The 24,252-nt window shown below is 62.7% G+C and carries 23 protein-coding genes and 2 pseudogenes; 10 read left to right on the forward strand and 15 right to left on the reverse strand.

The annotated features are described in order from the left end of the window. Nucleotides 1-25: 25 nt before the first annotated feature. The 9 genes from GYM54_RS16810 to GYM54_RS16850 all read right to left on the reverse strand — a co-directional run bounded on the left by GYM54_RS16810 (nucleotide 26) and on the right by GYM54_RS16850 (nucleotide 8,214). Nucleotides 26-865: an HlyC/CorC family transporter gene (locus GYM54_RS16810; protein ID WP_131649703.1), complete on the reverse strand. Its 840-nt coding sequence runs from the start codon at nucleotides 863-865 to the stop codon at nucleotides 26-28. Between the two features lie 38 nt (nucleotides 866-903). Continuing rightward, complete coding sequence (gene ybeY / locus GYM54_RS16815) at nucleotides 904-1,332, reverse strand: rRNA maturation RNase YbeY (RefSeq protein ID WP_219232633.1); 429 nt, start codon at nucleotides 1,330-1,332, stop codon at nucleotides 904-906. A gap of 31 nt (nucleotides 1,333-1,363) precedes the next feature. Continuing rightward, nucleotides 1,364-2,371 carry a PhoH family protein gene (locus GYM54_RS16820; protein WP_181099808.1) on the reverse strand — a complete coding sequence of 336 codons (1,008 nt, stop codon included), beginning with the start codon at nucleotides 2,369-2,371 and terminating at the stop codon, nucleotides 1,364-1,366. 261 nt (nucleotides 2,372-2,632) lie between these two features. Next, nucleotides 2,633-3,961 carry a tRNA (N6-isopentenyl adenosine(37)-C2)-methylthiotransferase MiaB gene (gene miaB, locus GYM54_RS16825; RefSeq protein ID WP_131649706.1) on the reverse strand — a complete coding sequence of 443 codons (1,329 nt, stop codon included), beginning with the start codon at nucleotides 3,959-3,961 and terminating at the stop codon, nucleotides 2,633-2,635. Nucleotides 3,962-4,132: 171 nt separating this feature from the next. Beyond that, complete coding sequence (locus tag GYM54_RS16830) at nucleotides 4,133-4,657, reverse strand: tetratricopeptide repeat protein (RefSeq protein ID WP_131649707.1); 525 nt, start codon at nucleotides 4,655-4,657, stop codon at nucleotides 4,133-4,135. 122 nt (nucleotides 4,658-4,779) lie between these two features. Continuing rightward, a complete protein-coding gene (locus GYM54_RS16835; RefSeq protein WP_197444958.1) occupies nucleotides 4,780-5,409 on the reverse strand; it encodes a hypothetical protein in 630 nt (209 codons plus the stop codon). A gap of 5 nt (nucleotides 5,410-5,414) precedes the next feature. Further along, nucleotides 5,415-6,698, reverse strand: a complete 1,284-nt coding sequence (gene hemL, locus GYM54_RS16840; protein WP_181099811.1) for a glutamate-1-semialdehyde 2,1-aminomutase — start codon at nucleotides 6,696-6,698, stop codon at nucleotides 5,415-5,417. Between the two features lie 69 nt (nucleotides 6,699-6,767). Then, nucleotides 6,768-7,406 carry a thiamine phosphate synthase gene (gene thiE / locus GYM54_RS16845; protein ID WP_181099812.1) on the reverse strand — a complete coding sequence of 213 codons (639 nt, stop codon included), beginning with the start codon at nucleotides 7,404-7,406 and terminating at the stop codon, nucleotides 6,768-6,770. 13 nt (nucleotides 7,407-7,419) lie between these two features. Further along, on the reverse strand, nucleotides 7,420-8,214 hold the full coding sequence (locus GYM54_RS16850) for a hydroxymethylpyrimidine/phosphomethylpyrimidine kinase (RefSeq protein ID WP_197444959.1): 795 nt from the start codon (nucleotides 8,212-8,214) through the stop codon (nucleotides 7,420-7,422). Nucleotides 8,215-8,452: 238 nt separating this feature from the next. On the opposite strand from GYM54_RS16850, the pseudogene GYM54_RS16855 reads away from it, so the two are divergent. The 3 genes and pseudogenes from GYM54_RS16855 to amn all read left to right on the forward strand — a co-directional run. Next, a pseudogene (locus tag GYM54_RS16855) lies at nucleotides 8,453-10,384 on the forward strand (7TM diverse intracellular signaling domain-containing protein); the annotation flags it as partial. 223 nt (nucleotides 10,385-10,607) lie between these two features. Next, complete coding sequence (locus tag GYM54_RS16860) at nucleotides 10,608-12,257, forward strand: acyl-CoA dehydrogenase family protein (RefSeq protein WP_181099815.1); 1,650 nt, start codon at nucleotides 10,608-10,610, stop codon at nucleotides 12,255-12,257. Between the two features lie 152 nt (nucleotides 12,258-12,409). Next, nucleotides 12,410-13,882, forward strand: a complete 1,473-nt coding sequence (gene amn, locus GYM54_RS16865) for an AMP nucleosidase (RefSeq protein WP_181099816.1) — start codon at nucleotides 12,410-12,412, stop codon at nucleotides 13,880-13,882. Between the two features lie 73 nt (nucleotides 13,883-13,955). On the opposite strand, the gene GYM54_RS16870 is transcribed toward amn, so the two are convergent. Continuing rightward, a complete protein-coding gene (locus tag GYM54_RS16870) occupies nucleotides 13,956-14,438 on the reverse strand; it encodes a GNAT family N-acetyltransferase (protein ID WP_131650037.1) in 483 nt (160 codons plus the stop codon). Nucleotides 14,439-14,461: 23 nt separating this feature from the next. Beyond that, a complete protein-coding gene (locus GYM54_RS16875; RefSeq protein ID WP_197444961.1) occupies nucleotides 14,462-14,677 on the reverse strand; it encodes a hypothetical protein in 216 nt (71 codons plus the stop codon). Nucleotides 14,678-14,718: 41 nt separating this feature from the next. Here GYM54_RS16875 and GYM54_RS16880 point away from each other — a divergent pair, with 41 nt between their 5' ends. From GYM54_RS16880 to GYM54_RS16890, 3 genes are all read left to right on the forward strand, one after another. Beyond that, nucleotides 14,719-15,591: a DMT family transporter gene (locus tag GYM54_RS16880; RefSeq protein WP_131649716.1), complete on the forward strand. Its 873-nt coding sequence runs from the start codon at nucleotides 14,719-14,721 to the stop codon at nucleotides 15,589-15,591. Between the two features lie 96 nt (nucleotides 15,592-15,687). Continuing rightward, nucleotides 15,688-16,551, forward strand: coding sequence for an oxaloacetate decarboxylase (locus GYM54_RS16885; protein WP_131649717.1), 864 nt, complete (start codon nucleotides 15,688-15,690; stop codon nucleotides 16,549-16,551). Nucleotides 16,552-16,586: 35 nt separating this feature from the next. Further along, the gene (locus tag GYM54_RS16890; protein WP_181099819.1) at nucleotides 16,587-17,738 is read left to right on the forward strand and encodes an MFS transporter; all 1,152 of its coding nucleotides are present in this window, start codon (nucleotides 16,587-16,589) and stop codon (nucleotides 17,736-17,738) included. 19 nt (nucleotides 17,739-17,757) lie between these two features. Here GYM54_RS16890 and GYM54_RS16895 read toward each other — a convergent pair whose 3' ends face one another. After that, entirely contained in the window at nucleotides 17,758-18,477 is a 720-nt protein-coding gene (locus tag GYM54_RS16895) for a TorF family putative porin (RefSeq protein WP_197444962.1), read from the reverse strand. 266 nt (nucleotides 18,478-18,743) lie between these two features. On the opposite strand from GYM54_RS16895, the gene GYM54_RS16900 reads away from it, so the two are divergent. Next, entirely contained in the window at nucleotides 18,744-19,010 is a 267-nt protein-coding gene (locus GYM54_RS16900; protein ID WP_131649720.1) for a DksA/TraR family C4-type zinc finger protein, read from the forward strand. Nucleotides 19,011-19,141: 131 nt separating this feature from the next. Here the strand turns inward: GYM54_RS16900 and GYM54_RS16905 are convergent, their stop codons facing one another. Both GYM54_RS16905 and GYM54_RS16910 read right to left on the reverse strand, forming a co-directional pair. Then, on the reverse strand, nucleotides 19,142-19,705 hold the full coding sequence (locus tag GYM54_RS16905; protein ID WP_197444963.1) for a GNAT family N-acetyltransferase: 564 nt from the start codon (nucleotides 19,703-19,705) through the stop codon (nucleotides 19,142-19,144). Between the two features lie 353 nt (nucleotides 19,706-20,058). Further along, the gene (locus GYM54_RS16910) at nucleotides 20,059-21,039 is read right to left on the reverse strand and encodes an IS5-like element ISPst5 family transposase (protein WP_003296471.1); all 981 of its coding nucleotides are present in this window, start codon (nucleotides 21,037-21,039) and stop codon (nucleotides 20,059-20,061) included. A gap of 187 nt (nucleotides 21,040-21,226) precedes the next feature. Between GYM54_RS16910 and GYM54_RS22110 the strand changes: the two are divergent. The 3 genes and pseudogenes from GYM54_RS22110 to GYM54_RS16920 all read left to right on the forward strand — a co-directional run. Then, nucleotides 21,227-22,018 (forward strand): annotated as a pseudogene (locus GYM54_RS22110) (cache domain-containing protein); the annotation flags it as partial. Between the two features lie 420 nt (nucleotides 22,019-22,438). After that, nucleotides 22,439-23,131 (forward strand): methyl-accepting chemotaxis protein, encoded by a 693-nt coding sequence (locus tag GYM54_RS22115; protein ID WP_374105199.1) that lies wholly within the window; start codon nucleotides 22,439-22,441, stop codon nucleotides 23,129-23,131. A gap of 162 nt (nucleotides 23,132-23,293) precedes the next feature. Continuing rightward, entirely contained in the window at nucleotides 23,294-23,860 is a 567-nt protein-coding gene (locus tag GYM54_RS16920) for a pseudouridine synthase (protein ID WP_181100239.1), read from the forward strand. Nucleotides 23,861-23,881: 21 nt separating this feature from the next. Here the strand turns inward: GYM54_RS16920 and GYM54_RS16925 are convergent, their stop codons facing one another. Then, entirely contained in the window at nucleotides 23,882-24,100 is a 219-nt protein-coding gene (locus tag GYM54_RS16925) for a DUF2788 domain-containing protein (protein ID WP_131649723.1), read from the reverse strand. Between the last annotated feature and the right edge of the window lie 152 nt (nucleotides 24,101-24,252).

The raw sequence follows: 24,252 nt of genomic DNA on the forward strand, positions 1-24,252 counted from the left end.
TCCCGGCACTGATTCGCTTCCAGCTTCAGCCGCTGATCCGGCTGACTCTCAGCATATGCACCCGGCGGCTGTCAGCGTTCAGTACCCGGAAGCGGAAACCGTCGATCTCGGTGACTTCGTTACGCTTGGGGAGATGACCGAAGGTGCTCATGACCAGTCCTGCAACGGTGTCGAATTCTTCGTCGGGAAATTCGCTTTCGAAGAACTCATTGAAACTGTCGATCGGCGTCAGCGCCTTGACCAAGAAGTCGCCGCTGGGCAATGGGCGGATGTAACTGTCTTCTTCGATGTCATGCTCATCTTCGATGTCACCGACGATCTGCTCCAGCACGTCTTCGATGGTCACCAGGCCGGCGACTCCGCCGTATTCGTCGATGACGATGGCCATATGGCTGTGGTTGGCGCGGAATTCGCGCAGCAGCACGTTGAGGCGCTTGGACTCCGGCACGAAGGTGGCGGGGCGCAGCAGGTCCTTGATGTCGAAATTCTGGTGGTCGTCCTGCAGGATCAGAGGAAGCAGATCCTTGGCCAGCAGTACGCCGATCACTTCGTCGAGGCTGTCGCCGACGACCGGATAGCGCGAGTGCGCGGCGGAAATGATCGCCGGCAGGAACTCCTTAGGCGTCTGGTCGGCCCGGATGCTCATCACTTGCGAGCGCGGCACCATGATGTCGCGCACCTGCAGGTCAGCGACCTGAATGGCGCCCTCGACAATGGCCAGCGCTTCGTTGTCTAGCAGTTTGTTCTGATGGGCACCGCGCAGGACCTCCAGCAGCTCCTCGCGGTTTTTCGGCTCTTGGGCAAAAGCCTGGGTGATTTTCCCAAACCAGGACTTCTGCCCGTTGCTCGATTGGTCTTCGCTCATGTCTTTGACTCGATGGTCCTTGCAGTTGCCCGTACGGGCTATTCGGTGGCGTAGGGGTCGGCATGACCCAGTTCCGCCAGTAGGTGGCGCTCGATGCTTTCCATTTCTTCGGCTTCGTCGTCGTCGATGTGATCGTAGCCGAGCAGGTGCAGGCAGCCGTGAATGACGAGATGCGCCCAGTGCGCCTGCGGCGTCTTGCCCTGTTCGGCCGCTTCGCGCTCGACTACCGGTACGCAGATCACCAGATCGCCCAGAAGCGGGATATCCAATAGCGGAACGCCGCCCGGCCCGTCCGGCACATCAGCGGGAAAGGAAAGCACGTTGGTGGCGTAGTCCTTCTGCCGCCAGGTGCGATTCAGCTCGCGGCCCTCGGGTTCGTCGACCAGGCGAATGGTCAGCTCCGAATCCCCGCTGCGCTGGCGCAGCGCCAGCTCACACCAGCGGCGCAGGTCCGCTTCATCAGGCATCGCGCCGTTGCTGGCGCATTGCACGTCGAGTTCAATCACTTTCGCGGTCCTGGGCGTTGCGCTTGCCCGGCTGGGGCTGCTTGTCCTCGAAGGCCTCGTACGCCTCGACGATGCGCTGCACCAGTGGGTGACGCACCACATCCTTGGGCTTGAAGTGAGTGAAGCTGATGCCGTTGACGTCCTTGAGCACCTCGATCACGTGGGCCAGCCCGCTCTTGGTGCCGCGCGGCAGGTCGACCTGGGTGATGTCGCCAGTGATCACGGCGGTCGAGCCGAAGCCGATACGCGTCAGGAACATCTTCATCTGTTCCAGCGTGGTGTTCTGGCTTTCGTCGAGAATGATGAAGCTGTTGTTCAACGTCCGGCCGCGCATGTACGCCAGCGGTGCAATCTCGATCACCTGTTTTTCGATCAATCGCGCCACGTGCTCGAAGCCGAGCATTTCGTAGAGCGCGTCGTACAGCGGACGCAGATAGGGGTCGATCTTCTGTGCCAGGTCACCCGGCAGGAAGCCCAGCTTTTCACCGGCCTCGACCGCCGGACGCACCAGAAGAATGCGGCGAATCTGCTCGCGTTCGAGGGCATCGACGGCACAGGCGACGGCCAGATAGGTCTTGCCTGTACCGGCCGGGCCGATGCCGAAGTTGATGTCGTTGTCGAGGATGGATTGCACGTAGCGCTGCTGGTTGGCACCGCGCGGGCGAATGTTGCCCTTGCGCGTGCGCAGCGAGATGTTCGGCGTGGTGGAAGGATTGGCAAACTCCTCCATGCCCGATTCCTGCAGGAACAGATGAACCATGTCTGGCGAGAGCTCGGTGCTCTTGGTCTCGCGATACAGGCGGCGCAGAAGGTTTTCGGCGGATTTCGCCACATCGGCTGGTCCAATCAGTTCGAACTGATTGCCACGGTTGCGGATCTCCAGCTCGAGGCGTTGCTCGATCAGACGCAGATGCTCGTCGAACTGACCGCATAAATTGGCGAAGCGGTTGGCTTCAAAGGGCTCGAGGGTAAAACGATGAGGCTCTGTAGGGGCGTTCAAGGGCTTTTGATTGACCTGCTTTGATAAGGGGTTGGGTGAGAATAGCGCCGCGCAGCGAAAAAAGCAGCGGCGGAAAGCAGCTGTAAAAAGTCGAAAGATGATAAAAAACGCTGGAAGCTGAGGGCTCGACGAAAAAATCGCGGTGGCCCAGGGCGGTGAAATCCGCCGAACGGAGCTGGCTTCGCGCATGCCTGGCGGGTTTATCGGCCCTCCGGTTTTTTCCGTAGGGCCGAAACGCAATAGCGCCGACTCGGTCCGGATTCAGCCGATCAAACTACCGCGCAGCGAATGCGGCAGGGCATCGTCGATGTAAACCTCGACGAACTGACCGATCAGGCGGGGATTGTCGCAGCGGAAGTTGACAATGCGGTTGTGCTCGGTGCGGCCCTGGAGCATGCCGGGGTCTTTCTTGGAATAGTCCGTGACCAGGATGCGCTGGGTGGTACCAGCCATCCGTCGGCTGTTTTCGAAGCCCTGCTGGTTGATCCGCTGTTGCAGGATCGCCAGGCGCTGCTTCTTCACGTCTTCCGGGGTCTCGTCGACCAGATCCGCCGCCGGTGTACCGGGGCGCGAGCTGTAGACGAAGGAGTAGGAGAAATCGAAGCCGACATCCTCGATCAGCTTCATGGTCTGCTCGAAATCCTTATCGGTTTCGCCCGGGAAGCCAACGATGAAGTCAGAGCTGATCAGGATGTCCGGAACGGCGGCCTTGAGCTTGCGGATGCGCGATTTGTATTCGAGCGCGGTGTGGTTGCGTTTCATGCCGGCGAGCACGCGGTCCGAGCCGGACTGCACGGGCAGGTGCAGGTACTTGACCAGCTCCGGCACCTCCGCATGGGCCTGGATCAGGGCATCGGAAAACTCAAGCGGATGGCTGGTGGTGTAGCGAATACGGTCGATGCCGTCGATAGCCGCCACTACACGTATCAGCTCGGCCAGATCGGCTGTTTGCCCGTCATGGGTTGCGCCACGGTATCCGTTGACGTTCTGGCCGAGCAGTGTCACTTCGCGGACGCCGTTCTCGGCCAGGTGAATCACCTCGGCGATCACGTCGTCGAAGGGGCGGCTGACCTCTTCGCCGCGGGTGTAGGGCACCACGCAGAAGGTGCAATATTTACTGCAGCCTTCCATGACCGAGACGAAGGCGGTCGGGCCGTCAACGCGCGGCTCGGGCAGGCGATCGAATTTCTCGATTTCGGGGAAGGAAATATCGACCTGCGGCTGTTTCGTCGTGCGCGCCGCGTCGATCATCTCCGGCAGGCGATGCAGGGTTTGCGGGCCGAAAACGACATCCACGTAGGGCGCACGGTCGCGAATCGCCGCGCCTTCCTGGCTCGCCACGCAGCCGCCGACGCCGATGACCAGTTGCGGGTTTTCCAGTTTCAACTCACGCCAGCGACCCAGCTGAGAAAACACCTTCTCCTGCGCCTTTTCGCGAATCGAGCAGGTGTTGAGCAGAATCACGTCGGCATCCGCCGGATTCGCAGTGATTTCGAGGGGTTGCTGCTCACCCAGCAGGTCTACCATGCGCGAGCTGTCGTACTCGTTCATTTGGCAGCCGTGGGTTTCGATATAGAGCTTGCGGGTCATGTTACGGGCCGGCGTTGTGCAAAAAATGACCGGCGATTATAGGCGCAGGACGGGGGCGAGAAAAGCGCAAGGAAGAACAAGGAGAGCTTCAAGCCACAGGCTTCAGGTAAAAGCGGAAAAAGCTTGACCGTGTTTAGGCGCTGGCCCGAATACTGATTCGCTTGCAGCTTGCTATTCGCCCGCCGTTTGCAAATCCATCAAATAGTCGCGAAAGATCTGTCCCAAGACTTGGGTGGCGATTTCCAATTCGTCGCGGCGCATCTGGGCGGAGACGCGATCAGCGGTGTCCAGCGCGTCTTCCGCGCCGTTGACCGCCGACATCTTCAGCACCACATAGGCCTGTACGTTGTTGGCCGGCACACCTTCGCCGCGAAAGAACATTACCCCGAGCCGGTGCTGAGCCAAGGCGTGCCCCTGCAGCGATGCCTGCTCGAACCAGTGCAGTGCCTTAGCCAGGTCGCGCGGCGCGCGGCGGCCATCGTAGTGGTACTCGCCGAGCTCGTATGCCGCTTGCAGATCGCCTTCGCCAGCGGCCCGCTCGCACGCGCGCAGGGCTTCGTGCATTTCTTCCGGCACGGTATTGAGGGCGCAGCGTGAGGTTGCGGGAATCAGCAGCGAATTGCCGCCCGCCATGGCCAGCATGGGCGAGAGAAGCAGCAGGCAGCCAAGGGCGAGGCTGCGACCGGTGCGAGTCATGGATCAAAGCGCCTCGGAGATCAGGGCGGTGATTGAAGGTCCGGCTCAAAACGAGCCGACGGTCACATTATGGATAAGCCGTTGCCGGCTTACAAAGGCTTTGATCGCGCCTGCCGAGCTTTTTACGCGGGCGCGCTGCCCACCTTGAGAGGATTGCCGGTGAGATTGAGCAGCAGCCAGGCTGTGACCGGGCAGGCCAGCGCAAGCCAGAGTTGCTGATAAGCACCGAGCGGGTTGGGTCCGATCGACAGCCCGGTCCAGGGCAGCGCGATCAGTATCAGGGCGCCGCCGACCACGCCAGCGCTGGCCTGCAGGCGCGCGGGCCATTGCAACAGGCCTGCGTAAAGCACCAGCAGCGCGCTGATCAGACCCAGTGCGAGCTCATAAGGCGCGCTCCAACCGAGCTGCCTGGCGAGTTCGAAAAAGGCGCACAGCCCCAATACGATTCGGCCCCAGTTCGGGCGGCTCCAACGCCATCTGCGGCTCAGGGTCAACGCCGCCATGCCGACCAGCGGTAGCCCGAGCAGTATCGTCGCCTGCAATAACCAGCGTTCTGCCTCGAGGGTGTCGTGGCCAAGCGCCAATCTCGCCACGGCACAGGCACCCGTTCCGGCGGCCATGCTGAAGGCGAGCAGGGCGCAGAACAGCGCCGGCTGCTCCGGCTCGTCATAACCGCGGCGGGCCGTGCCGATCCAGACTGCGCTGACCAGTGCGGCCAGCGTCAAAAGGGTGGCTTGCAACAGCGCGGGCATCGGGCTTACTTCAATCGGGCGAAGGCGCGCTCGGCGGCATCGAGGGTTATCTGCAACTCCTTATCGCCATGGGCGATGGAGGTGAAACCGGCTTCGAACGCGCTGGGCGCCAGGTACACGCCGCCATCGAGCATGGCGTGGAAGAATTGCTTGAAGCGCTCGGCGTCGCTCGCCATCACGTCTTCGAAGGTGACGATGTCGTCCGCGTCGCTAAAATACAGACCGAACATGCCGCCCACCTGAGTGGTGACGAACGGGATGCCGGCGGCCACCGCGCGCTCTTTCAGGCCCTGCAGCATGCGTGTGGTGTAGTCGGTGAGCTCGGCATGAAAGCCCGGGCGTTTGATCAAATTCAGCGTGGTCAGGCCGGCAGCCATAGCCAGCGGATTACCTGAGAGCGTGCCGGCCTGGTAGACCGGGCCCAGTGGTGCGATACGTTCCATGATGGCGCGCTTGCCGCCAAAGCAGCCGACCGGCATACCGCCGCCGATGATCTTGCCGAAGGTGGTCAGATCCGGGGTGACGCCATAGTGAGCCTGCGCGCCGCCGAGCGCGACGCGAAAGCCGGTCATCACTTCGTCGAAGATCAGCACCACGCCGTGCTTGTCGCATTGCTCGCGCAGCCCTTGCAGGTAACCGGGCGCCGGCGGTACGCAGTTCATGTTGCCGGCAACCGGCTCGACGATGATGCAGGCGACCTCGCTGCCGACCTCTGCGAGCATTTGCTCGACTGCGGCCAGGTCATTGAACGGCAGCGTCAGGGTGTGCTTGGCGAATGCCGCCGGCACGCCTGCGGAGCTGGGTACGCCCTGGGTCAGCGCGCCCGAACCGGCCTTGACCAGCAGGCTATCGGAATGACCGTGGTAGCAGCCCTCGAATTTGATGATGCTGTCGCGGCCGGTATGGCCGCGAGCCAGGCGGATGGCGCTCATCGTCGCCTCGGTGCCGGAACTGACCATGCGCACCATCTCCATCGACGGCACCAGGCTGCAAACCAGTTCGGCCATCTCGGTTTCCATGGCGGTCGGCGCGCCATACGACAGGCCGTGCGCCAGCTGACGGCGTACCGCGTCGAGGACTTCCGGATGGCTGTGGCCGAGAATCATCGGGCCCCAGGAGCCGACGTAATCGACATAGCGCTTGTCATCCTCGTCCGTGACGTATGCACCTTCGGCGTGCTTGAGAAACAGCGGCGTGCCGCCGACGCTGCGGAAGGCGCGCACCGGAGAGTTGACACCGCCTGGGATGTGATTCTGGGCGCTGGCGAAGAGGGTTTCGGAACGGGACATGCGTGGCCTCTCGGAAATAGAGAAAAATACAGAGTGGACTGGCGCGGCGGCCGCTGCCAATGACACCGATCAGTTACCGGCGAACAGCTCGCTGAATGCCCGCGCGCGGCGTTCGACCTCACTGGCCGAATCCGTTGCAAACAGCGCATGCACCACGGCAACCAGGCTGGCGCCGCGAGCGATCAGGTCAGGTGCGTTCTCCAGTGTCACGCCGCCGATCACGGTGATCGGTTGGCTGAAGCGCTGGCGTGCCTGTTCGAGCATTTCCGGGGTGGCGGCCGGGGCGCCGGGTTTAGTGTTGGAGTCGAAGAATCTGCCGAAGGCGACATAGCTCGCACCTTCGTCGATTGCCTGTTCGGCTAGTTCCAGCCGCGCATGGCAGGTTGCGCCGATGATCGCATGGCGGCCCAACAGGGCGCGGGCAGCGGACAGCGAGCCGTCTCCCTGGCCCAGATGCAGGCCGACGTCGAGGCGCGCGGCCAGCTCGGCATCGTCGTTGATGATCAGTTGCGCGCCATGGCGATGGCAGAGTTCGCGCAATGCTTCGGCTTCGCGTAGGCGCCGGGCCGCGTCATCGGATTTGTCGCGGTATTGCAGCAGACGCGCGCCACCCTTCAACGCCGCTTCGGCGTACGGCAACAGGCGCCCATCGGCCAGCAGCTTGCTGTCGGTGATGGCGTAGAGGCCGCGCAACTTGGTGCCTTTCATGGCAATTCTCCAATCAGGCCAGATCCAACGGCAGGCGACGGGGAATGTATTGCCCGCGCCCCGGCGCTTCGGCATCGCGCAAGGTGCGCCATGTGTAATCCAGGGCGGACTTCACGGCGCTGACGATGTTTTCGCCAAGAGCCAGACGGCCCGCGAGCGCGCTGGCCAGGGTGCAGCCGGAGCCGTGATAGCCGCCCGGCAGGCGCTGACAGCTGAAGTCGTGACGTTCGCCGTCGCGTGAATACAGGCGGTTATGCACTTCGGTCTCATCGCCATGTCCGCCGGTGATCAGCAGATAGCGAATGTAGGGCAGCAATTTCTCCGCGCATTCATCGGCGCTGCCTTCGGGCAGTCCGGCGAGAATTCGCGCTTCCGGCAGGTTCGGGGTCGCGATGGTCGATACGGGGAAAAGGCGCTCGCGCATGGCATAGCCAACTTCGTCCTTGCCCAGCGCGCCGCCGCCGCCGGCACGCAGCACCGGGTCGCAAACCAATGGCACTCCGGGCAGTTTCTGCATGATTTCAATGACGGTCTCGACCATCTCCACCGAGCCGAGCATGCCCAGTTTGACCGCGGCAACAGGCAGGTCGGCGATGACGGCGTGGGCCTGAGCCAACACCCAGTCGCGATCCAATACACGGAAATCAGACACGTCGACGGTGTCCTGCACGGTCAGCGCAGTGACGGCCGGGGCTGCGTGGCAACCCTGAGCGATCAGCGCCTCGATGTCCGCCTGCAACCCGGCGCCCCCGCTCGGGTCGTGGCCGGAAAGGCAGAGAACGACAGGACGGGAGCAAGGGCCGGACATCGATGGGTTCCCCGAATACAGAGTGTGATGGCGCTAGGCAGCCAGATTTAAGGCGTGCGAGCTTATCACCAATCGACCCGTGCGGCTTGCCTGGGCGACCGTGGCGCGTGCAGTGTGACGCCAGCAGAACGCGGCGTGCCGGTCTGCTGGATCATGCTAAAGTGCCATCCATTTCGAGTGGCGCATGTTTTAGGGGAGCCGGGTTCTCCTGGCGCGGCTCGGCGGGGCGTTCGCAGTTATGCGCCAGATCTTGTTATTCCTATTCAGTCTGCTGCCGGCATTGGCCGGCGCTGTCGACTTCGACGATAAAACCCGGCGTCTTCCGCTGGGTCAGGTCATGGCCTTGCTGGAAGATCCTGAGCGGGACGCCAGCATCGAGGAGGTGCTCGCACGCGACGCGGCCGGGCACTTCGTCCGTCATGACAAGGACGTGCTCAACGCCGGTTATTCGCGTTCAGCGTTCTGGCTGCGCATCGACCTGCATTACCGAACCGATCGACCCCAAGGGCCTGGACGATGGTGGCTGGAGCTGGCCTATCCGCCGCTGGATCATCTGGATCTGTATCTACCCGACGGCCAGGGCGGCTACCGTCTGGCGCAAGCGAGTGGCGACGCGCTGCCTTTCGGCGAGCGGCAAATCCAGCACCGCAATCATTTATTCGAGCTGGAACTGCCGCCCAATCAGCCGCAGCGAATCTACCTGCGACTGGAAAGCCAGGGTTCGATCCAGGTTCCGTTGACCCTGTGGGCGCCAGCGGCTTATCTGGAGGCGCAATCGGCACACATCTATATGCTGGCAATCATCTACGGCGCGCTGCTGGTAATGCTGGTCTACAACCTGTTTATCTTCCTCAGCGTGCGTGATCGCAGTTATCTCTACTACATCTTCTATATCGCCTCGTTCGGCCTGTACCAGGTCTCGGTCAATGGGCTGGGCGTCCAGTTTCTGTGGCCGGATTCGCCGTGGTGGGCCAATGTCTCGACACCGTTCCTGATCGGCGCGGCGGGCGTCTTCGGTTGCCAATTCGCCCGTAGTTTCCTGCACACGGGCAAGCACAGCCCCTGGATCGACACCGCGTTATTGATGTTGGTGGGGCTAGGCGCGCTGACCATGGTGCTGTCGCTGACCGCCAGTTATGCGCTGGCGCTGCGGTTGGCGACGTTCATGGCGCTCTGGTTCATCCTGGTCATCTTCGTCGCCGGTAGTGTCGCCTGGTACCGTGGCATGCGGGTCGCGCGCTATTTCATGATTGCCTGGACGACCTTTCTGATCGGTGGGCAGATCAATACGCTGATGGTGCTGGGCTATCTACCGCACAACTTCTTCACCATGTATGCCGGGCAGATCGGCTCGGCGATCGAAGTGGCTCTGCTGTCGCTGGCATTGGCCGACCGCATCAATGCGATGAAGGAAGAGCGCGCCAAGGTGCTGCAGGAGACAGGTCGCAAACTTGAGGAAATGAACCGGGAACTGGCCGAAAGCAACCGACTCAAGGATCAGTTTCTGGCCAACGTAACCCATGAGTTGCGTACGCCGATGCACGGCGTTCTTGGCAGCCTCGACCTGATGCGAACGCTGGAGCTGAGCGGCGAACTAGAACAGTACCAGCGCATCGCAACCGGCTCGGCGCGCGACATGATGCGATTGGTTAACGACATTCTTGCGCTGACCGAACTGCAGGCCGGCAAGTTGCAGCTGCGCAACGAGTCGTTTGGTGTGCGTGCCATGATCGACGAGCTTGACGTGATCTACGGCGCCCGAGCGACGAAGCGTGGATTGACCTTCTCGATCGAAACCAGCAGCGAGCTGCCTCGTATCCTGGTGGGTGATGCCGGCAAGCTGAAACAGAGCCTTGGCTATCTGCTCGACAACGCCATCAAGTTCACCCTGACGGGCAGCGTGACGCTGGCGCTGGCCGGGCATGACGACGGGGAATCCGGGTTCGTTCTTGCGGTGGACGTGATCGATACCGGCGTGGGTTTCGAAGCGCCGGCCGATGGCTCGCTTTATCAATATTTCCGCCAGCTCGATGGCAGCATGACTCGGCCCTATGGCGGCTTGGGCATCGGCCTTTCGCTATGCCGACAGCTGATCGAGCTGCAGGGCGGCAGTATTTCCTGCCAATCCATGCCTGGCCGCGGCACTCACTTCCAGGTGCGCGTGCCGCTGCAGGTTGCCTGAACGCTTCCGCCCATCATCCGGTGGCCATGCCGTGCGTGTTCGCGCGCGTGGTTTGGCTGAAACCCCGCTTTTTCCCGGCAAACATGCGTGCTTCACTTCTTCTCGCGGGCCGACAAGATGCCGACTCGCATCGACCCGGCGAACTGTGAAGGTAGCTGAGAACGCATCTTCAATCAGGTCGTCGCCACTTCGCCTGCCGAGGAGATCCGCCATGAGCCTGCACCAGTACGCTGAAACCCACGAGGTGCTGAACCAGGTGCCGCCGCTCGATGGCGCCAACCTGTACCGCCTTGACCTACCGTTGCAGCAATGGGTGCATCGCTACCATGGCGGCTGGGCCGAGTCACGGTTGGATGCCTACGGCGCGCTGGCCGGCGGGCCGCTGATGGCGGCAGGCTTTCTGGCCAATGAGAACAAGCCGGTTTTCAAGAGCCATGACCGCTATGGTCATCGCATCGATGTGGTGGAGTTTCATCCCGCCTATCACGAGCTGATGCGCACGGCTATCGCCCATGGCATCACGTCGCTGCCCTGGACCGACCCGCAGCCCGGCGCCCAGGTGGCCCGCGCGGCGCTGATGTACCTGCACAACCAGACCGAAGCCGGCAGCAGTTGCCCACTGACCATGACTTACGCCAGCGTGCCCGCGCTGCGCCTGCAGGGAGAGGTGGGCAACCTCTGGTTGCCGAAAATCCTCAGCCTGGAATACGACCCGCGCAACCTACCGATGGAGCAGAAGGCCGGAGTCACCATCGGCATGGCGATGACTGAAAAGCAGGGCGGCACCGATGTGCGCGCCAACACCACCCGCGCCCACCCGGTTGGCGCTGGCGGCCCGGGACAGGCCTACGAGCTGGTCGGGCATAAATGGTTCTGCTCGGCGCCGATGTGCGACGCCTTTCTGACCCTGGCGCAGACCGACCAGGGCCTGTCCTGTTTTCTGCTGCCGCGCCATCGCCCCGACGGCAGCCGCAACCAGTTCTATATCCAGCGACTGAAGAACAAGCTCGGCAACTGGGCTAACGCGTCCAGTGAAGTTGAATACCGCGGCGCCCTGGCCTGGATGATCGGCGAGGAAGGGCGCGGTGTGCCGACCATCATCGAGATGGTGTCCTCGACCCGCTTCGATTGCATGATCGGCTCCAGTTCCTTGATGCGCCAAGCTCTGACCCAGGCCATGCACCATTGCACCCATCGCAGCGTCGGCGGGCGGGCACTGATCGAACAACCGCTGATGCGCAACGTGCTGGCTGACCTGGCGCTGGAAAGCGAAGCCGCGCTGGCGCTGACCATGCGCATGGGTCGTGCTCAGGACAATCGCCAGGATGAACAGGAAGACAAGTTCGCGCGTCTGGTCACTGCCATCGGCAAGTACTGGATCTGCAAGCGCGCGCCGGAAATGATCGCCGAAGCCGGCGAATGCCTGGGCGGCGCCGGTTACGTCGAGGAAACCATCCTGCCGCGGCTGTACCGCGAGGCGCCGGTCAATTCCATCTGGGAGGGCTCCGGCAACGTGCAATGCCTGGACGTGTTGCGCGCCCTGTCGAAAGAGCCGGGCGTGCTCGAAGTGCTGTTCGCCGAACTCGGCGACGGCCACGGCGATGCGCGTCTTCAGGCGCATATCGCCAGGCTGCAAACAGCCTTCCGCGACACCGACGACATCCAATACCGCGCCCGACAGCTCACCGAAGACGTAGCCGTCGCGCTGCAGGCCAAGCTGCTGCTGGAGGCCGGCAACGCGGCGGTGTCGGATGCGTTCATCGCCAGTCGACTGGAAGGACGCGGGCGGGTATTCGGCACTTTGCCGAGAGGGCTGGATATCACGGCGTTGTTGGCGAGGAGTGCGCCGTTTATTGATTGACTGAGCCGCAGCAATGCGGCGCCATGGGAGAGCGGGTGTGAGGGACGGCAGTGCTAACTGCATGCTCGCCGATAAACAGTCGGCCGTTGCCGCTACCGCTGTCATCGAACAGCAGGCAAGATGTTTTCAACGACTGAACAAGGAAACCCACCATGACTCCAGCAGGCGAAGCCTTTCGCGTTGCCACCAGCGCCGAAGCGGCGGTGGATTATCTTGCCGAGCTGCACGAGCACGCCACCGCTTCATTGCACCAGGCGCTGAAGCGTTACGTGGCCAGCCGCAGCGAGCCGAGTGCGGCCGAGCGTGCGTCGTTTCGCTATCCCGAACTGCGCTTGACCTACGAGTGCCACGGTGAGGTGCCGGCATCCACTCGCGCCTATGCCAAGGTGCAGGCGCCGGGCGTCTACAGCGTGACCGTGACGCATCCGGCAGCGTTTCGCAGTTACTTGCTCGATCAGCTGCAGCCGTTGATGCATGACTTTGGCGTGAAGGTGGAAGTCGGGATCAGCGACCGCAACATCCCCTATCCCTATGTGATCGAGCAGGGCGACGAGCTGGCCGGCTCCGGCGTGACCGCAGCTGAACTGGCGCGGGTATTTCCCAGCACCGATCTGTCCGCCGCCACCGATGACATCGCCGACGGGCTCTATGACTGGGAGCACGCCGATCCCTATCCGCTGGCGCTGTTCGACGGTGCGCGGATGGATTTCTCGCTGCGTCGGCTGGTGCATTACACCGGCAGCGACTGGCGGCATGTGCAGCCCTGGATACTGCTGACCAACTATCACCGTTACGTCGATCAGTTCATCCGTCACGGCCTCGACATGTTGCGCGACGACACCCGCTTCGTGCGCATGGTGCTGCCGGGCAACATCATCATCGAGCGCGGCATGGAAGAGGGTGAGGCCCAGGCGATCATCGGCGGCGTGCTCTGGCATCGCTACCAGATGCCGGCCTACCACCTGATCGCCGAGGATGGCGACGGCGTCACCCTGGTCAACATCGGCGTCGGTCCTTCGAACGCCAAGAACATCACCGATCACCTGGCTGTGCTGCGCCCCCATTGCTGGCTGATGATCGGCCACTGCGGCGGCTTGCGGCAGTCGCAATCGATCGGTGACTACGTGCTGGCCCACGCCTATATGCGTCGAGATGGCATCCTCGACCGGGTGCTGCCGCCGCACATTCCGCTGCCGGCACTGGCCGAGGTGCAGCAAGCGCTGCAGGAGGCCGCCGCGCAGGTCACCGGCGACAAGGGCGAGGCGCTGAAGCGGCGTTTGCGCACCGGCACCGTGCTGACTTACGACGACCGCAATTGGGAGCTGCGCTGGGCGCAGGAGCGGCCGTTGATCAACCTGTCGCGAGCCGTGGCGGTGGATATGGAAAGCGGCACCATCGCCGCTCAGGGCTATCGCCTGCGTGTGCCTTATGGGACGTTGCTATGCGTGTCGGACAAGCCGCTACATAGTGAAATCAAGTTGCCGGGCTCGGCCAATGCCTTCTATGAGCGCGCCGTGACCCAGCACCTGAAAATCGGCATCGCCGCGCTCGATCTGCTGCGCAACCAGCTCAACTCGCTGCACTCGCGCAAGCTGCGCAGCTTCGACGAGCCGCCGTTCCGGTAGGGGCAGTGGCAAGCGCAGCCACAAAAAAGCCCGAGGTCAGCTCGGGCTTTGCATTTCTCTACTTCTGCATTCGTTAATGCAGCGCGCGCACCATATACACGGCGGGGATCTGGTAGCTGGCCAGGTTGCTGGCCTGCGGCTGATCCAGTTCGTCATGCGCGGCGTAGCCGAGGCGGGCCCAGAACGCTTCTGAATCCTGTACCGAAACCAGTGCCGAATAACGCAGCTGCTGGGTTCGGGCCTGTTCCAGATTCTTCTGCACCAGCGCCGGGCCGATGCCACGACCGCTGGCGCGACGGGATACGGCGAGGTCGTGCAGATAGAGGCAATCTGCTTCGGCGTGGGACTGGAATTCGCCGTCCAGCGGCGTCACCTTGCCAACCCGCGAATGATAGGCGAAGAGGTAGGCGCAGACGCCGAGGGTATCTTCAGCGACCCAGGCCAGTTGCGGGCACGCGGCAAGGCGGGCGCGGATCACCGCTTCGTCTTCAAGGACTTCGGCGGCATAGGATTCTTCCTGAATCGACATCACGGCAGGAATATCGCGCACCTGCATCGCTCTCAACTTGAACATCTTGGTTACTCGAACGGGCTCGGGCCGGCTGTGCGACCTGCAACGGGCCGGCGATCATACGCGATCGGCAGAGCAAGGGTGAGCCAGGCGACGAAGGACGCGGCGGCACGATGCCGCACATGACACAGCCGTGTCGCTGTCGTCTCGAAGGGCATCAGCGCAAGCGGCAGGCGGTCGGGCGACGCGAACTCGCGACTGACGGCATCGCGTTTTGCGGGCATAATTCATCGTTAGTTAGCTAGCTATCCCTCTGGTCTTCTCTTTGAACAATTCACCCCAGCCGTTGCTCGGCGTCCTGCTCATTCTCGTCTCGTGCCTGGTCCTTGCCACGCACGACGGGCTGTCCAAGCACTTGACGCTGCTTTATCCGGTGTTCCTGGTCATCTGGGCGCGCTACATGGCGCAGACGGTGCTGATGGCCGCGCTGTTCGCGCCGCGCATGGGGCGCCGCGTGTTCCATACGCTACGGCCCGGATTGCAGTTATGCCGTGGCTTGAGTCTGGTGAGCGTGAGCATGTTGTTCATCAGCGGCCTGAGTTTCATCCCGCTGGCCGAGGCCACGGCGGTGATCTTTCTGACGCCGTTGCTGGTGACCATCGCCTCTGCGTTGCTGGGGGAACACGTCAGCCGCAGCCAGTGGCTGGCGGTGGGTTGCGGGCTGATAGGGGTGATGATCATCGTGCGGCCAGGCGGGGCGCTGTTCACTCCGGCGATCCTGCTGCCGTTCGGCGCGGCGGTCAGTTTCACGCTCTACCAGCTGGTTACGCGTCGGCTCAGCGCTACCGACCATCCGGTGACCAGCAACTTCCTCACCAGTGTGGTCGGTAGTCTGGTGATGAGCGTGCTGGTGATTTTCAACTGGCAGACACCGACCCTGCACGACGCCTTGCTGATGGCGGCACTCGGCGCCATGGCGATGAGCGGCCACCTGTTGCTGACCAATGCGTTCCGTTTCGCAAGCGCGGCGACCCTGGCCCCCTTTACCTATGCGCAGATCATCTTCGCCGGTGTCGTGGGCTTCTTCGCCTTCGGCCACGTACCGGATCTCGGCGCGATCCTGGGCATGACTATCATCATTGCCAGCGGCCTATGCATGGCCTGGGTGCAGGGGCGCGCACCGCGCCCCCGGCTCTGATTACCGCAGCGGATGTGCCGTCGGGCCTTCCGCGTAGCTTCCAACATCGACTAACAAGGGCGACTCGACCCTTGCGTGCTTTATTCAGGAAAAATCATGCAAAGAATTTCTCATCACACCCTGCGCAACGAATTCCGCCAATTGCTGGCCTCTAACCGCTGTTACCACACCGCTTCGGTGTTCGACCCGATGTCGGCGCGTATCGCTGCCGACCTCGAATTCGAAGTCGGCATCCTCGGCGGCTCGGTCGCCTCGTTGCAGGTGCTGGCGGCGCCGGACTTCGCGCTGATCACCCTGAGTGAATTCGTCGAACAGGCCACGCGCATCGGTCGCGTGTCGCGCCTGCCGATCATCGCTGACGCCGATCACGGCTACGGCAATGCGCTCAACGTGATGCGCACGGTGGTCGAGCTGGAGCGCGCCGGAATCGCCGCGCTGACCATCGAAGACACCCTGCTGCCAGCCAAATTCGGCCGCAAATCCACGGACCTGATCGGCATGTTCGAGGCGGTCGGCAAGATTCAGGCGGCGCTCGAAGCGCGTATTGACCCCGCGCTCGCCATCATCGCCCGCACCAACGCCGGCGTGATCGGCCTGGAAGAGGTGATCGCCCGGGTGCAGGCCTACGAGGCGGCGGGTGCCGATGGCATCTGCCTGGTCGGCATCGAGGATTTCGAGCAGCTTGAGCAGGTTGCGGAAAAACTCAGCGTGCCGTTGATGCTGGTGACGTACGGCAACCCGCGCCTGCGTGACAACGAGCGGCTGGCTGCGCTTGGCGTGCGCATCGTGGTCAACGGTCACGCCGCCTACTTCGCGGCGATCAAGGCGACCTACGACTGCCTGCGCGAACAACGTCAGATCGACGCATCGGATCTCAACGCATCGCAGCTCTCGGTCAAATACTCGACCGCTGACGAATACATGGCCTGGGCTGAAGACTTCATGCAGGTTAAGGAATAACCGCTGCGCCGCTCTTCCATCGCTCGGGGAATTCAATGAGCCCACGCCTGCTGACCTTCATGGTGGCTTTCGCCGCGTTCCTCGGGCCGTTCACCCAGACCGTCTACGCGCCGATTCTGCCGGAGCTGGGAGCGGCGCTGGAGACTACGCCGCTGATGATCAACCTCAGCATCTCGATCTTCACCTTCGTGCTGGCGTTCATGCAGATCGTCTACGGCCCGCTGGTCGACCGTCGAGGGCGCAAGCGCACGCTGCTGGTGGGGCTGGCGATCTATGTCGGTGCTTCGCTGGGCTGCTTCCTGGCGCCGAATATCGAGATGCTGCTGCTGTTTCGCGCGCTGCAGGCGGTGGGTATCGCCGCCGGTGCGGTGGTGGCGGTCACGGTGATTGGCGATCGTTTCGAAGGGGCTGAGCGTGGCCGGGCGATGGGCTCGTTTCAGATGATGGTGGCGCTGGGGCCGGTGGTCGGCCCGGTGGTGGGCGGCTTCGTTGGCGAACACCTGGACTTCCATTTCGTGTTTCTGCTGCTGGCGGTGGTCGGCGCCGCCGCACTGCTGACCAATGCCATCTGGCTTCAGGAAACGCGCCCCGTCGGGGCCACGCCCAAGGCTTTCCATCCCGCCGACTATCTGGATGTGCTGCGCAACCATCAGGGGCTGGCGATCATGCTGCTGAGCTTCGTGCAGTACTACGCTTTCTATAACTATCTGGTTTTCATGCCGCGTGTGCTGGACACCAGCTACGGCCTTAGCGCCAGCGAAAAGGGCTTGGTCTTCCTGCCGCTGTCGATTGCCGTGGTGATCGGCAGCTTCGCTGGCGGTCGGTTACTGGGACGCTGGCGGGCCCGCCCAACGTTGCTGGTGACGGCCGGGTTGAATGCCCTCAGTGTGCTGCTGTTTCTCGCCGTTGCGCAGTGGTCACTGGCGGCGCTTGTCGTGGCGGTGAGCGCCTTTGGGCTGTTTCTAGGTCTGTCGCTGCCAGTACAGACCAGTCTGCTGATGGACCTTTACCCGCACAATCGCGCCACCGCCGTTGGCAGCTACAACTTCTTTCGTTTCATGGGTATGGCCACCGGACCGGTGCTGGGATCCTGGTTGTTTCAGCATGGGAATCTGGGGTTGCTGTACGGCTTCGCGGCCGCGGTATTCCTGCTGGCGGTGCTGCACGCGCAAAGGCGCTTTCGCTAGTGCAGACCTCAGGGCTCGCTCAGAACAGCTGGCGCTCGGCCTTGAACATGAAAAAGCCCTCGCAGTGAGCGTTCAACCCCGAGTACACGCCGCATTGGTCGCCGCTCAGGCTGGAGTCGGTATAGGACAGGTTCAGATCCATGCCGAGCAGCGGGCGGGACAGGTTCAGTGACCAGTCGTTGAAGACGCGCACGCTGCCGCCGGGGTGATACATGGGGCTGTCCATCGAGTGGCTGGCGTACTTCAGGCGAACCCCGACATCGAATGGCTGAACCGAACCCAGCTCCAGGAACAGCGTCCCGTCGGTGCGCCCTGGCGCGCTGCGTAGCGCGCCTCCCAGGCGGCTGCCGACCAGGTTGATGCCGGCGTAGTACTCGTGACGATCGTGGTTTTCCAGCTCTGGAAAGCTGTAGCGGATCACGCCCAGCTCGAAGCCAGGCGTGTCGTCAAGGCGCGGCTGGGCATAGCCGACGTAGCTATTAAGCTCCAGCTGACTGCCGTCAAGAATGCCCATGCTCGGCGCCCATTGCCCCATGTACAGGCCGCCTGCGTGGGTCAGGTCCAGCCCTCCGCGAAAGGTGCCGGCGGCGGTCGGGTTGACCAGGCCTTGCGCCATGCTCCGGGTCGGTGCAGTGCCGAGCTTGAGGTCGAACGCCCCGACCTCGTGTTCGACGACGTCCGGTTGGCTGGCGCATCCGCCCAGAGCAAGCGCCAGGGCCGTCAGGATATTTTTGTTCATACACCGTTTCGCTGGTGGATAGTTGTGCCAGCCGTACGTGCGCAAGGGCGCAATGCAGAGCGGGTGCGGTTCGGCTTGGCCATCGATCGGCTGGAAAGGGTAGTGCATGCCTTCGCGACTCAAGCCCCGCTCGTCGTTTTGACGCCAAGCAAACGACAGGCGGTGCCGGAGGATGAATCCCAGCACTGTGCGTCACGGGCTGAACCGCTCACGCCGCAGCAGCTCAAATGTCGGAGAGTGATTGCTCGAACAGGCAGGAGGTTGCTATGGCCACCGGTTGGGCGAACGAAGGCGCCGTGCAGGACCAGATCGACAGCACGATCGAGGACGCCGTTCAGCGTGCACGCAGCAAATTGGGGCGGGGCGAAAGCCTGACGCACTGTGAAGAATGCGACGCCAAGATTCCCGAGGCGCGGCGGCAGGCGGTCCCGGGCGTACGGTTGTGCGTGAAGTGCCAGTCCGAACAGGACAAGCGAGAAGCCGCATACAGTGGTTATAACCGCCGCGGCAGCAAGGATAGCCAGCTGCGGTGAGTGGTAAGGAGTCTGGAAATGGCGGACCTGGCGGCTGCCGTCGGTTTCGGTGGAAAGGCATCAGCGTTTCCACCTATGCGATCGGATGCTTCATGCATGCAGGCGGGCATCGAACTCGAAGATGAGCGTAACTACGGGTTGGCTGTGCGGCGCAGGGTCAGCTGCATGACCGTCAGGTCCAGCCAACGGCCAAACTTGCAGCCGACCTGTCGCATCTGCCCGACGTGGATGAAACCCAGTTGCTGATGCATATGGATCGAGGCACGGTTCTCGCTCTCGATGGCCGCGACCATTACGTGTTTGTCCAACTGCCGGGCGCGCTGGATCAACGCCTGCATCAGGCTGCGTCCGATGCCGCTACCACGCTGACCGGGACCCACGTAGACCGAATTCTCCACCGTGTGGCGGAAACCATCGTGCGGGCGCCAAGGGCCGAAGGATGCGTAACCTGCGACCCGTTGCTCGTCGTCGACGGCAACCAATACCGGATAGCGCTGTTCATGGCGTTCGGCCAGCCAGGCGCGACGATTGGCGAGGTCGACAGTCCGGTCGTTCCAGATCGCTGTGCTGTTCTGCACCGCATCGTTGTAGATCTGCAGGATGCCGTCGAGGTCGGCGTCCAGGGCGTCACGTATCTGCACGTTGAAGTCCTTCAAAGCGGTTCGGGGCGATGCGGCGTTGGCCGCAACAGTCATTGACCCGTTCTCGCGGGATTGGTTGATGCCGGCAGGCGCTCGGGTGCCATCTCAGCCTTTTCGACCGAGCCAAAACGCCTTTCGTTTTTTGATCGAGCACGGTTCGATCGTCCTGCCGCTCGTCGTTTCCAGCCGTCGAGCGCTCAATGTGCGGGTCGGGCGGCCGTAATGCTGCATAACCCAGTTCCTTGGTGACGCAGTCCCTTAGGGATGGTCTGAAGTAGTCAGGTATTTCTGGCTGACTCCAGCCCTTGCCGATTTCAAAACGGTGATTCGGCTAAAAAACGATCAAATCATCCCCTCTTTCCGGATTTATAGCCGGCGCGAGCACCTCGCGCCGGCCATTTCCCGCATTACAAACGCACCTCTCCTGCATTCGTCAGCAAATGTCGGCGCGCCATCCACAGGTTCGACAGCGCGAACAGTGTCACCAACTGCGCGGTGTTCTTCGCCAGGCCACGGAAGCGTGTCTTCACGTAGCCGAATTGGCGCTTGATCACCCGGAACGGGTGCTCGACTTTGGCGCGCACCTGGGCCTTGGATTTCTCGATCTTGCGCTTGGCTTTGTACAGCGCACTGCGCTTACTCAGCTTCTTGTACGTACTGCGGCGGGCCGCAATCTGCCAGATCACCTCCCGGCCTTCATGTTCCGGGCGTTTCTCTACGCCGGTGTAACCCGCGTCGGCGCCGACCATGTTTTCCTTTCCATGCAGCAGTTTGTCGACCTGGGTAACGTCAGCAACGTTGGCTGCCGTCCCCACCACGCTGTGCACCAGGCCAGACTCGGTATCCGCGCCGATGTGGGCCTTCATGCCGAAGTAATACTGATTGCCCTTCTTGGTCTGGTGCATTTCCGGGTCACGCTTACCGTCCTTGTTCTTGGTCGAACTCGGCGCATGGATCAGCGTGGCATCGACGATGGTGCCCTGGCGCAGCGACAGGCCCCGATCGCCCAGGTAACCATTGATCACCGCCAGAATCCCGGCCGCCAACTCGTGCTTCTCCAGCAGGCGACGGAAATTGAGGATGGTGGTTTCGTCGGGAATACGCTCTAGGTTCAGCCCGGCAAACTGGCGCAAGATTGTGGTCTCGTACAGCGCCTCCTCCATCGCTGGATCGCTGTAGCCGAACCAGTTCTGCATCAAATGTACGCGCAGCATCGCCATCAGCTGATACGCCGGACGACCACCTTCACCCTTGGGGTAGTGCGGCTCGATCAGGGCAATCAAACCCTTCCACGGCACCACCTGATCCATCTCGATCAGGAACAACTCTTTGCGGGTCTGCTTGCGCTTGCCGGCGTACTCGGCGTCGGCGAAGGTCATTTGCTTCATCGGGAAACTCGGGCAACGGGATCGGCGTATTTCACCAGATTCGGGAAGTCTTTTTCAGACCATCCTTAGTGATTTAGCCCTTCGTGGAGTTTGTAGCATGTCCTTCCTGCCTACCCGGATCGCGCCACGCATGACGCTGGGTGTTCTCGTTCTTCTGGTGCTTACCGCACTGGCTATCTTCGGGGTCATGACCCTGGGTGGCAAACCGAAGCTGGTGGCCACGGGGACCGCCGCCGCTGAGCAGTCAGCCAGCGCCTTGGCCCGCCAGTTGGCGCTGCAGCTCAGCCGCATCGAAGGCACGACCGCCGCCATGGCGCATCTGGCTGAAAGGATGCCCAATGACGAGGCGCTGGTGTCGTCGACCCTGCCCAACCTGATCGACGGTCAGGGCGACGCTGCCATTGCTGGCGGCGGGCTGTGGCCTGAGCCGAACGCATTCACGCCTGGCGTCGAGCGGCGCAGCTTCTTCTGGGCGCGCAACGCCAGTGGCGGACTGGATTATTCGGATGAATACAACGCAGCGCAAACCTCGTCCTACCATGCCGAATCCTGGTACAGCGGGGCTCGCTCGGCAGCGCCGGGACGTTGCGTCTGGTCGGACGGCTATCAGGATGCCGTCAGCGGCGTGGCGATGACCACCTGCAGCGTGCCCTACAGCCGTGACGGGGCGTTCGCCGGCGTTGCGACTCTCGATCTCAAACTCGATGGTCTTGCCAACTTCCTCGAGGCGAACGGTGGCGTAACCGGCGGCTATGCCTTTGCAGTCGATCAGGCTGGCAATCTGCTGTTTTTCCCAGGCGCCAAGGGCAATGGCGGTTTGCCGGCCATGGGCGATCTGGTGCGTGAGCAGCCCTGGTTCAAGCCGGTTGCCGACGCCGTTGCCGCTCGCGGCGCGGATGATGCTGCGCTGTTTCTGGAGCACGACGGCCTGGTCGACGGCGCGGCTTACGTGACGCTGGTCACCATGGAGGGCACCGGGTGGCGTGTTGGGCTGGTGACGCCGGAGGCGAGCGTGACCGGCCTTGCAGACGAACTGACGCGGCAGATGCTGTTGCTTCTGCTGCCGCTGCTGGCACTGCTGCTTGGCATCGCCTGGCTGGCGGGCAAGCGTCTGCTGGCGCAGCTTGAAGAAACCACCGGCCAGATCGAGCGGCTGGGGCAGGGCGGTGGGCATGACGGAGCTCAGCTGGAGATTCACCGCGCCGACGAACTCGGGGCATTGCGCGGCGCCGTCAATCATTACGCCGGTTCGCTGCGTGACATGCTGCGCCGCATCGGCGAGGAATCGGCAAGCCTCGAGCGGCAGGCCGACGAACTGGCGCGGCTTTCCATTGGGCTAGCCGATCGTGCCGAAGCCCAGCGACAGGACAACACTTTGTTGGCGACCGCGATTACCGAGATGTCGGCCAGTGCGGCCGAGGTCGCGCAGAACACTACCGACTGCTCCGACACCGCCCGTCAGTCACTTTCGGAAGCCGAACAGGGACAAGGTCAAGTGCAGCGCAACAGCGAAGCGATCGCCGGACTGGCTGGCGATATATCCGATGCCGCCTCGGCCATTACGCAGCTCGGCGAGGATATCGAGCGCGTTGGCGGCGTGCTGGACGTCATCAAATCCATTTCGGAACAGACCAATCTGCTGGCGCTCAATGCGGCCATCGAGGCGGCGCGTGCCGGTGAGCAGGGACGCGGCTTCGCGGTCGTGGCCGATGAGGTGCGGACCCTGGCGGGACGCGCGCAGAGTTCAGCCGATGAAATCCAGCAGATGATCGCCCAGTTGCGCCAGGCCTCGACCCAGGCGGTTTCGACCATGCAGGCCGGCGCCCGACGCACCGATGAAGCGGTACGGCAGGCTGATGGTGTAGCCGGCACGCTGGGCAACACGGTGAGCAGCTTCGATGGCATCGTCCAGCGGGCGCAGCAGATTGCCGTGGCGGCGCAGGAGCAGAGTCATGTCGCCCAGGAAATCAACGAGCTGGCGGTGCGCATTCACACCGCAAGCGAAGAAGGGGCCCGTGATGCGGCGACGCTGCGCGAGCTTGGTCAGGGCATGCAGGCGATATCGCAGCGGCTGGCTGGCATGAGCCGCTGAGGATAGGTAGCAATGTTTGTCATGGGGCCTCGCGAGCTACACGGACGATAGCTTGCGAGCTCGGGATTGCCGCCCTAGCATGGCCGCCCCGACCCGGAGCCCCTTGTCATGCCACGCCCTTCCAACCCGCGGCCGCAGCGCCCGACCGGCAAGCCCCGCCGCGTGGCCAAGGCGCCGCCGGCCGAACCGCGCTTGCTGCTGCTGAACAAACCCTTCGACGTGCTTACCCAGTTCAACGATGCCGATGGACGCGCCACGCTCAAGGACTTCGTGCCAGTAGCTGGCGTCTATCCCGCCGGCCGCCTGGATCGCGACAGTGAGGGGCTGTTGCTGCTGACCAACGACGGCCAGCTGCAGGCACGAATCGCCGATCCCAGGCACAAGCTGGCGAAGACCTACTGGGTGCAGGTCGAAGGCGAGGCGAGCGAAGAACAACTGGCGAGGCTGCGCGAAGGCGTCGAACTCAACGATGGCATGACGCTACCCGCCGAAGCCCGTGCGCTCGATGAACCGGCGCTATGGCCGCGCAATCCGCCGGTACGCTTTCGCAAGTCGGTGCCGACCAGCTGGCTGGAGCTAGTGATTCGTGAGGGCCGCAACCGTCAGGTGCGGCGCATGACGGCGGCGGTCGGGCTGCCGACGTTGCGGCTGGTGCGGGTCAGGATCGGGCCCTGGGCGCTGGATGGCCTGCAGCCGGGCGAATGGCGGGAAGTGCCGGCGCATTTGTGAGCGTCGGCGCTGAAAGCCGAGTCAGTGCGGAATGCCCTGTGTCACTTCGATGATGTAGCCGATGATTGGTTTGGCGATGAACGCGAACAGGCACAGGCCCAGCCCCAGGAACAGAATGGTCGTACCGAGTCGACCGGCTTTCGATTTCTTGGCCAGGTCCCAGATGATGAACGCCATGAAGGCGATCAGGCCGCCGACCAGGACGATCATCATCCATTTTTCGAAAACTTCGGGCTCCATCGATTACTCCGCTTGGTTAGGTCTGTATGAAAACGAGCGAGCACAGTGGTTTTCACATGGCCTGAGTCGATACAGCTATGACAGCCGGCGAACATTTATCGACGAGCGAGACGCTATTTCTATAAGTGGTGCGCGCCGGGGCATAGCAAGGC

Source organism: Pseudomonas sp. MTM4, assembly GCF_019355055.1.
Classification (GTDB): domain Bacteria; phylum Pseudomonadota; class Gammaproteobacteria; order Pseudomonadales; family Pseudomonadaceae; genus Stutzerimonas.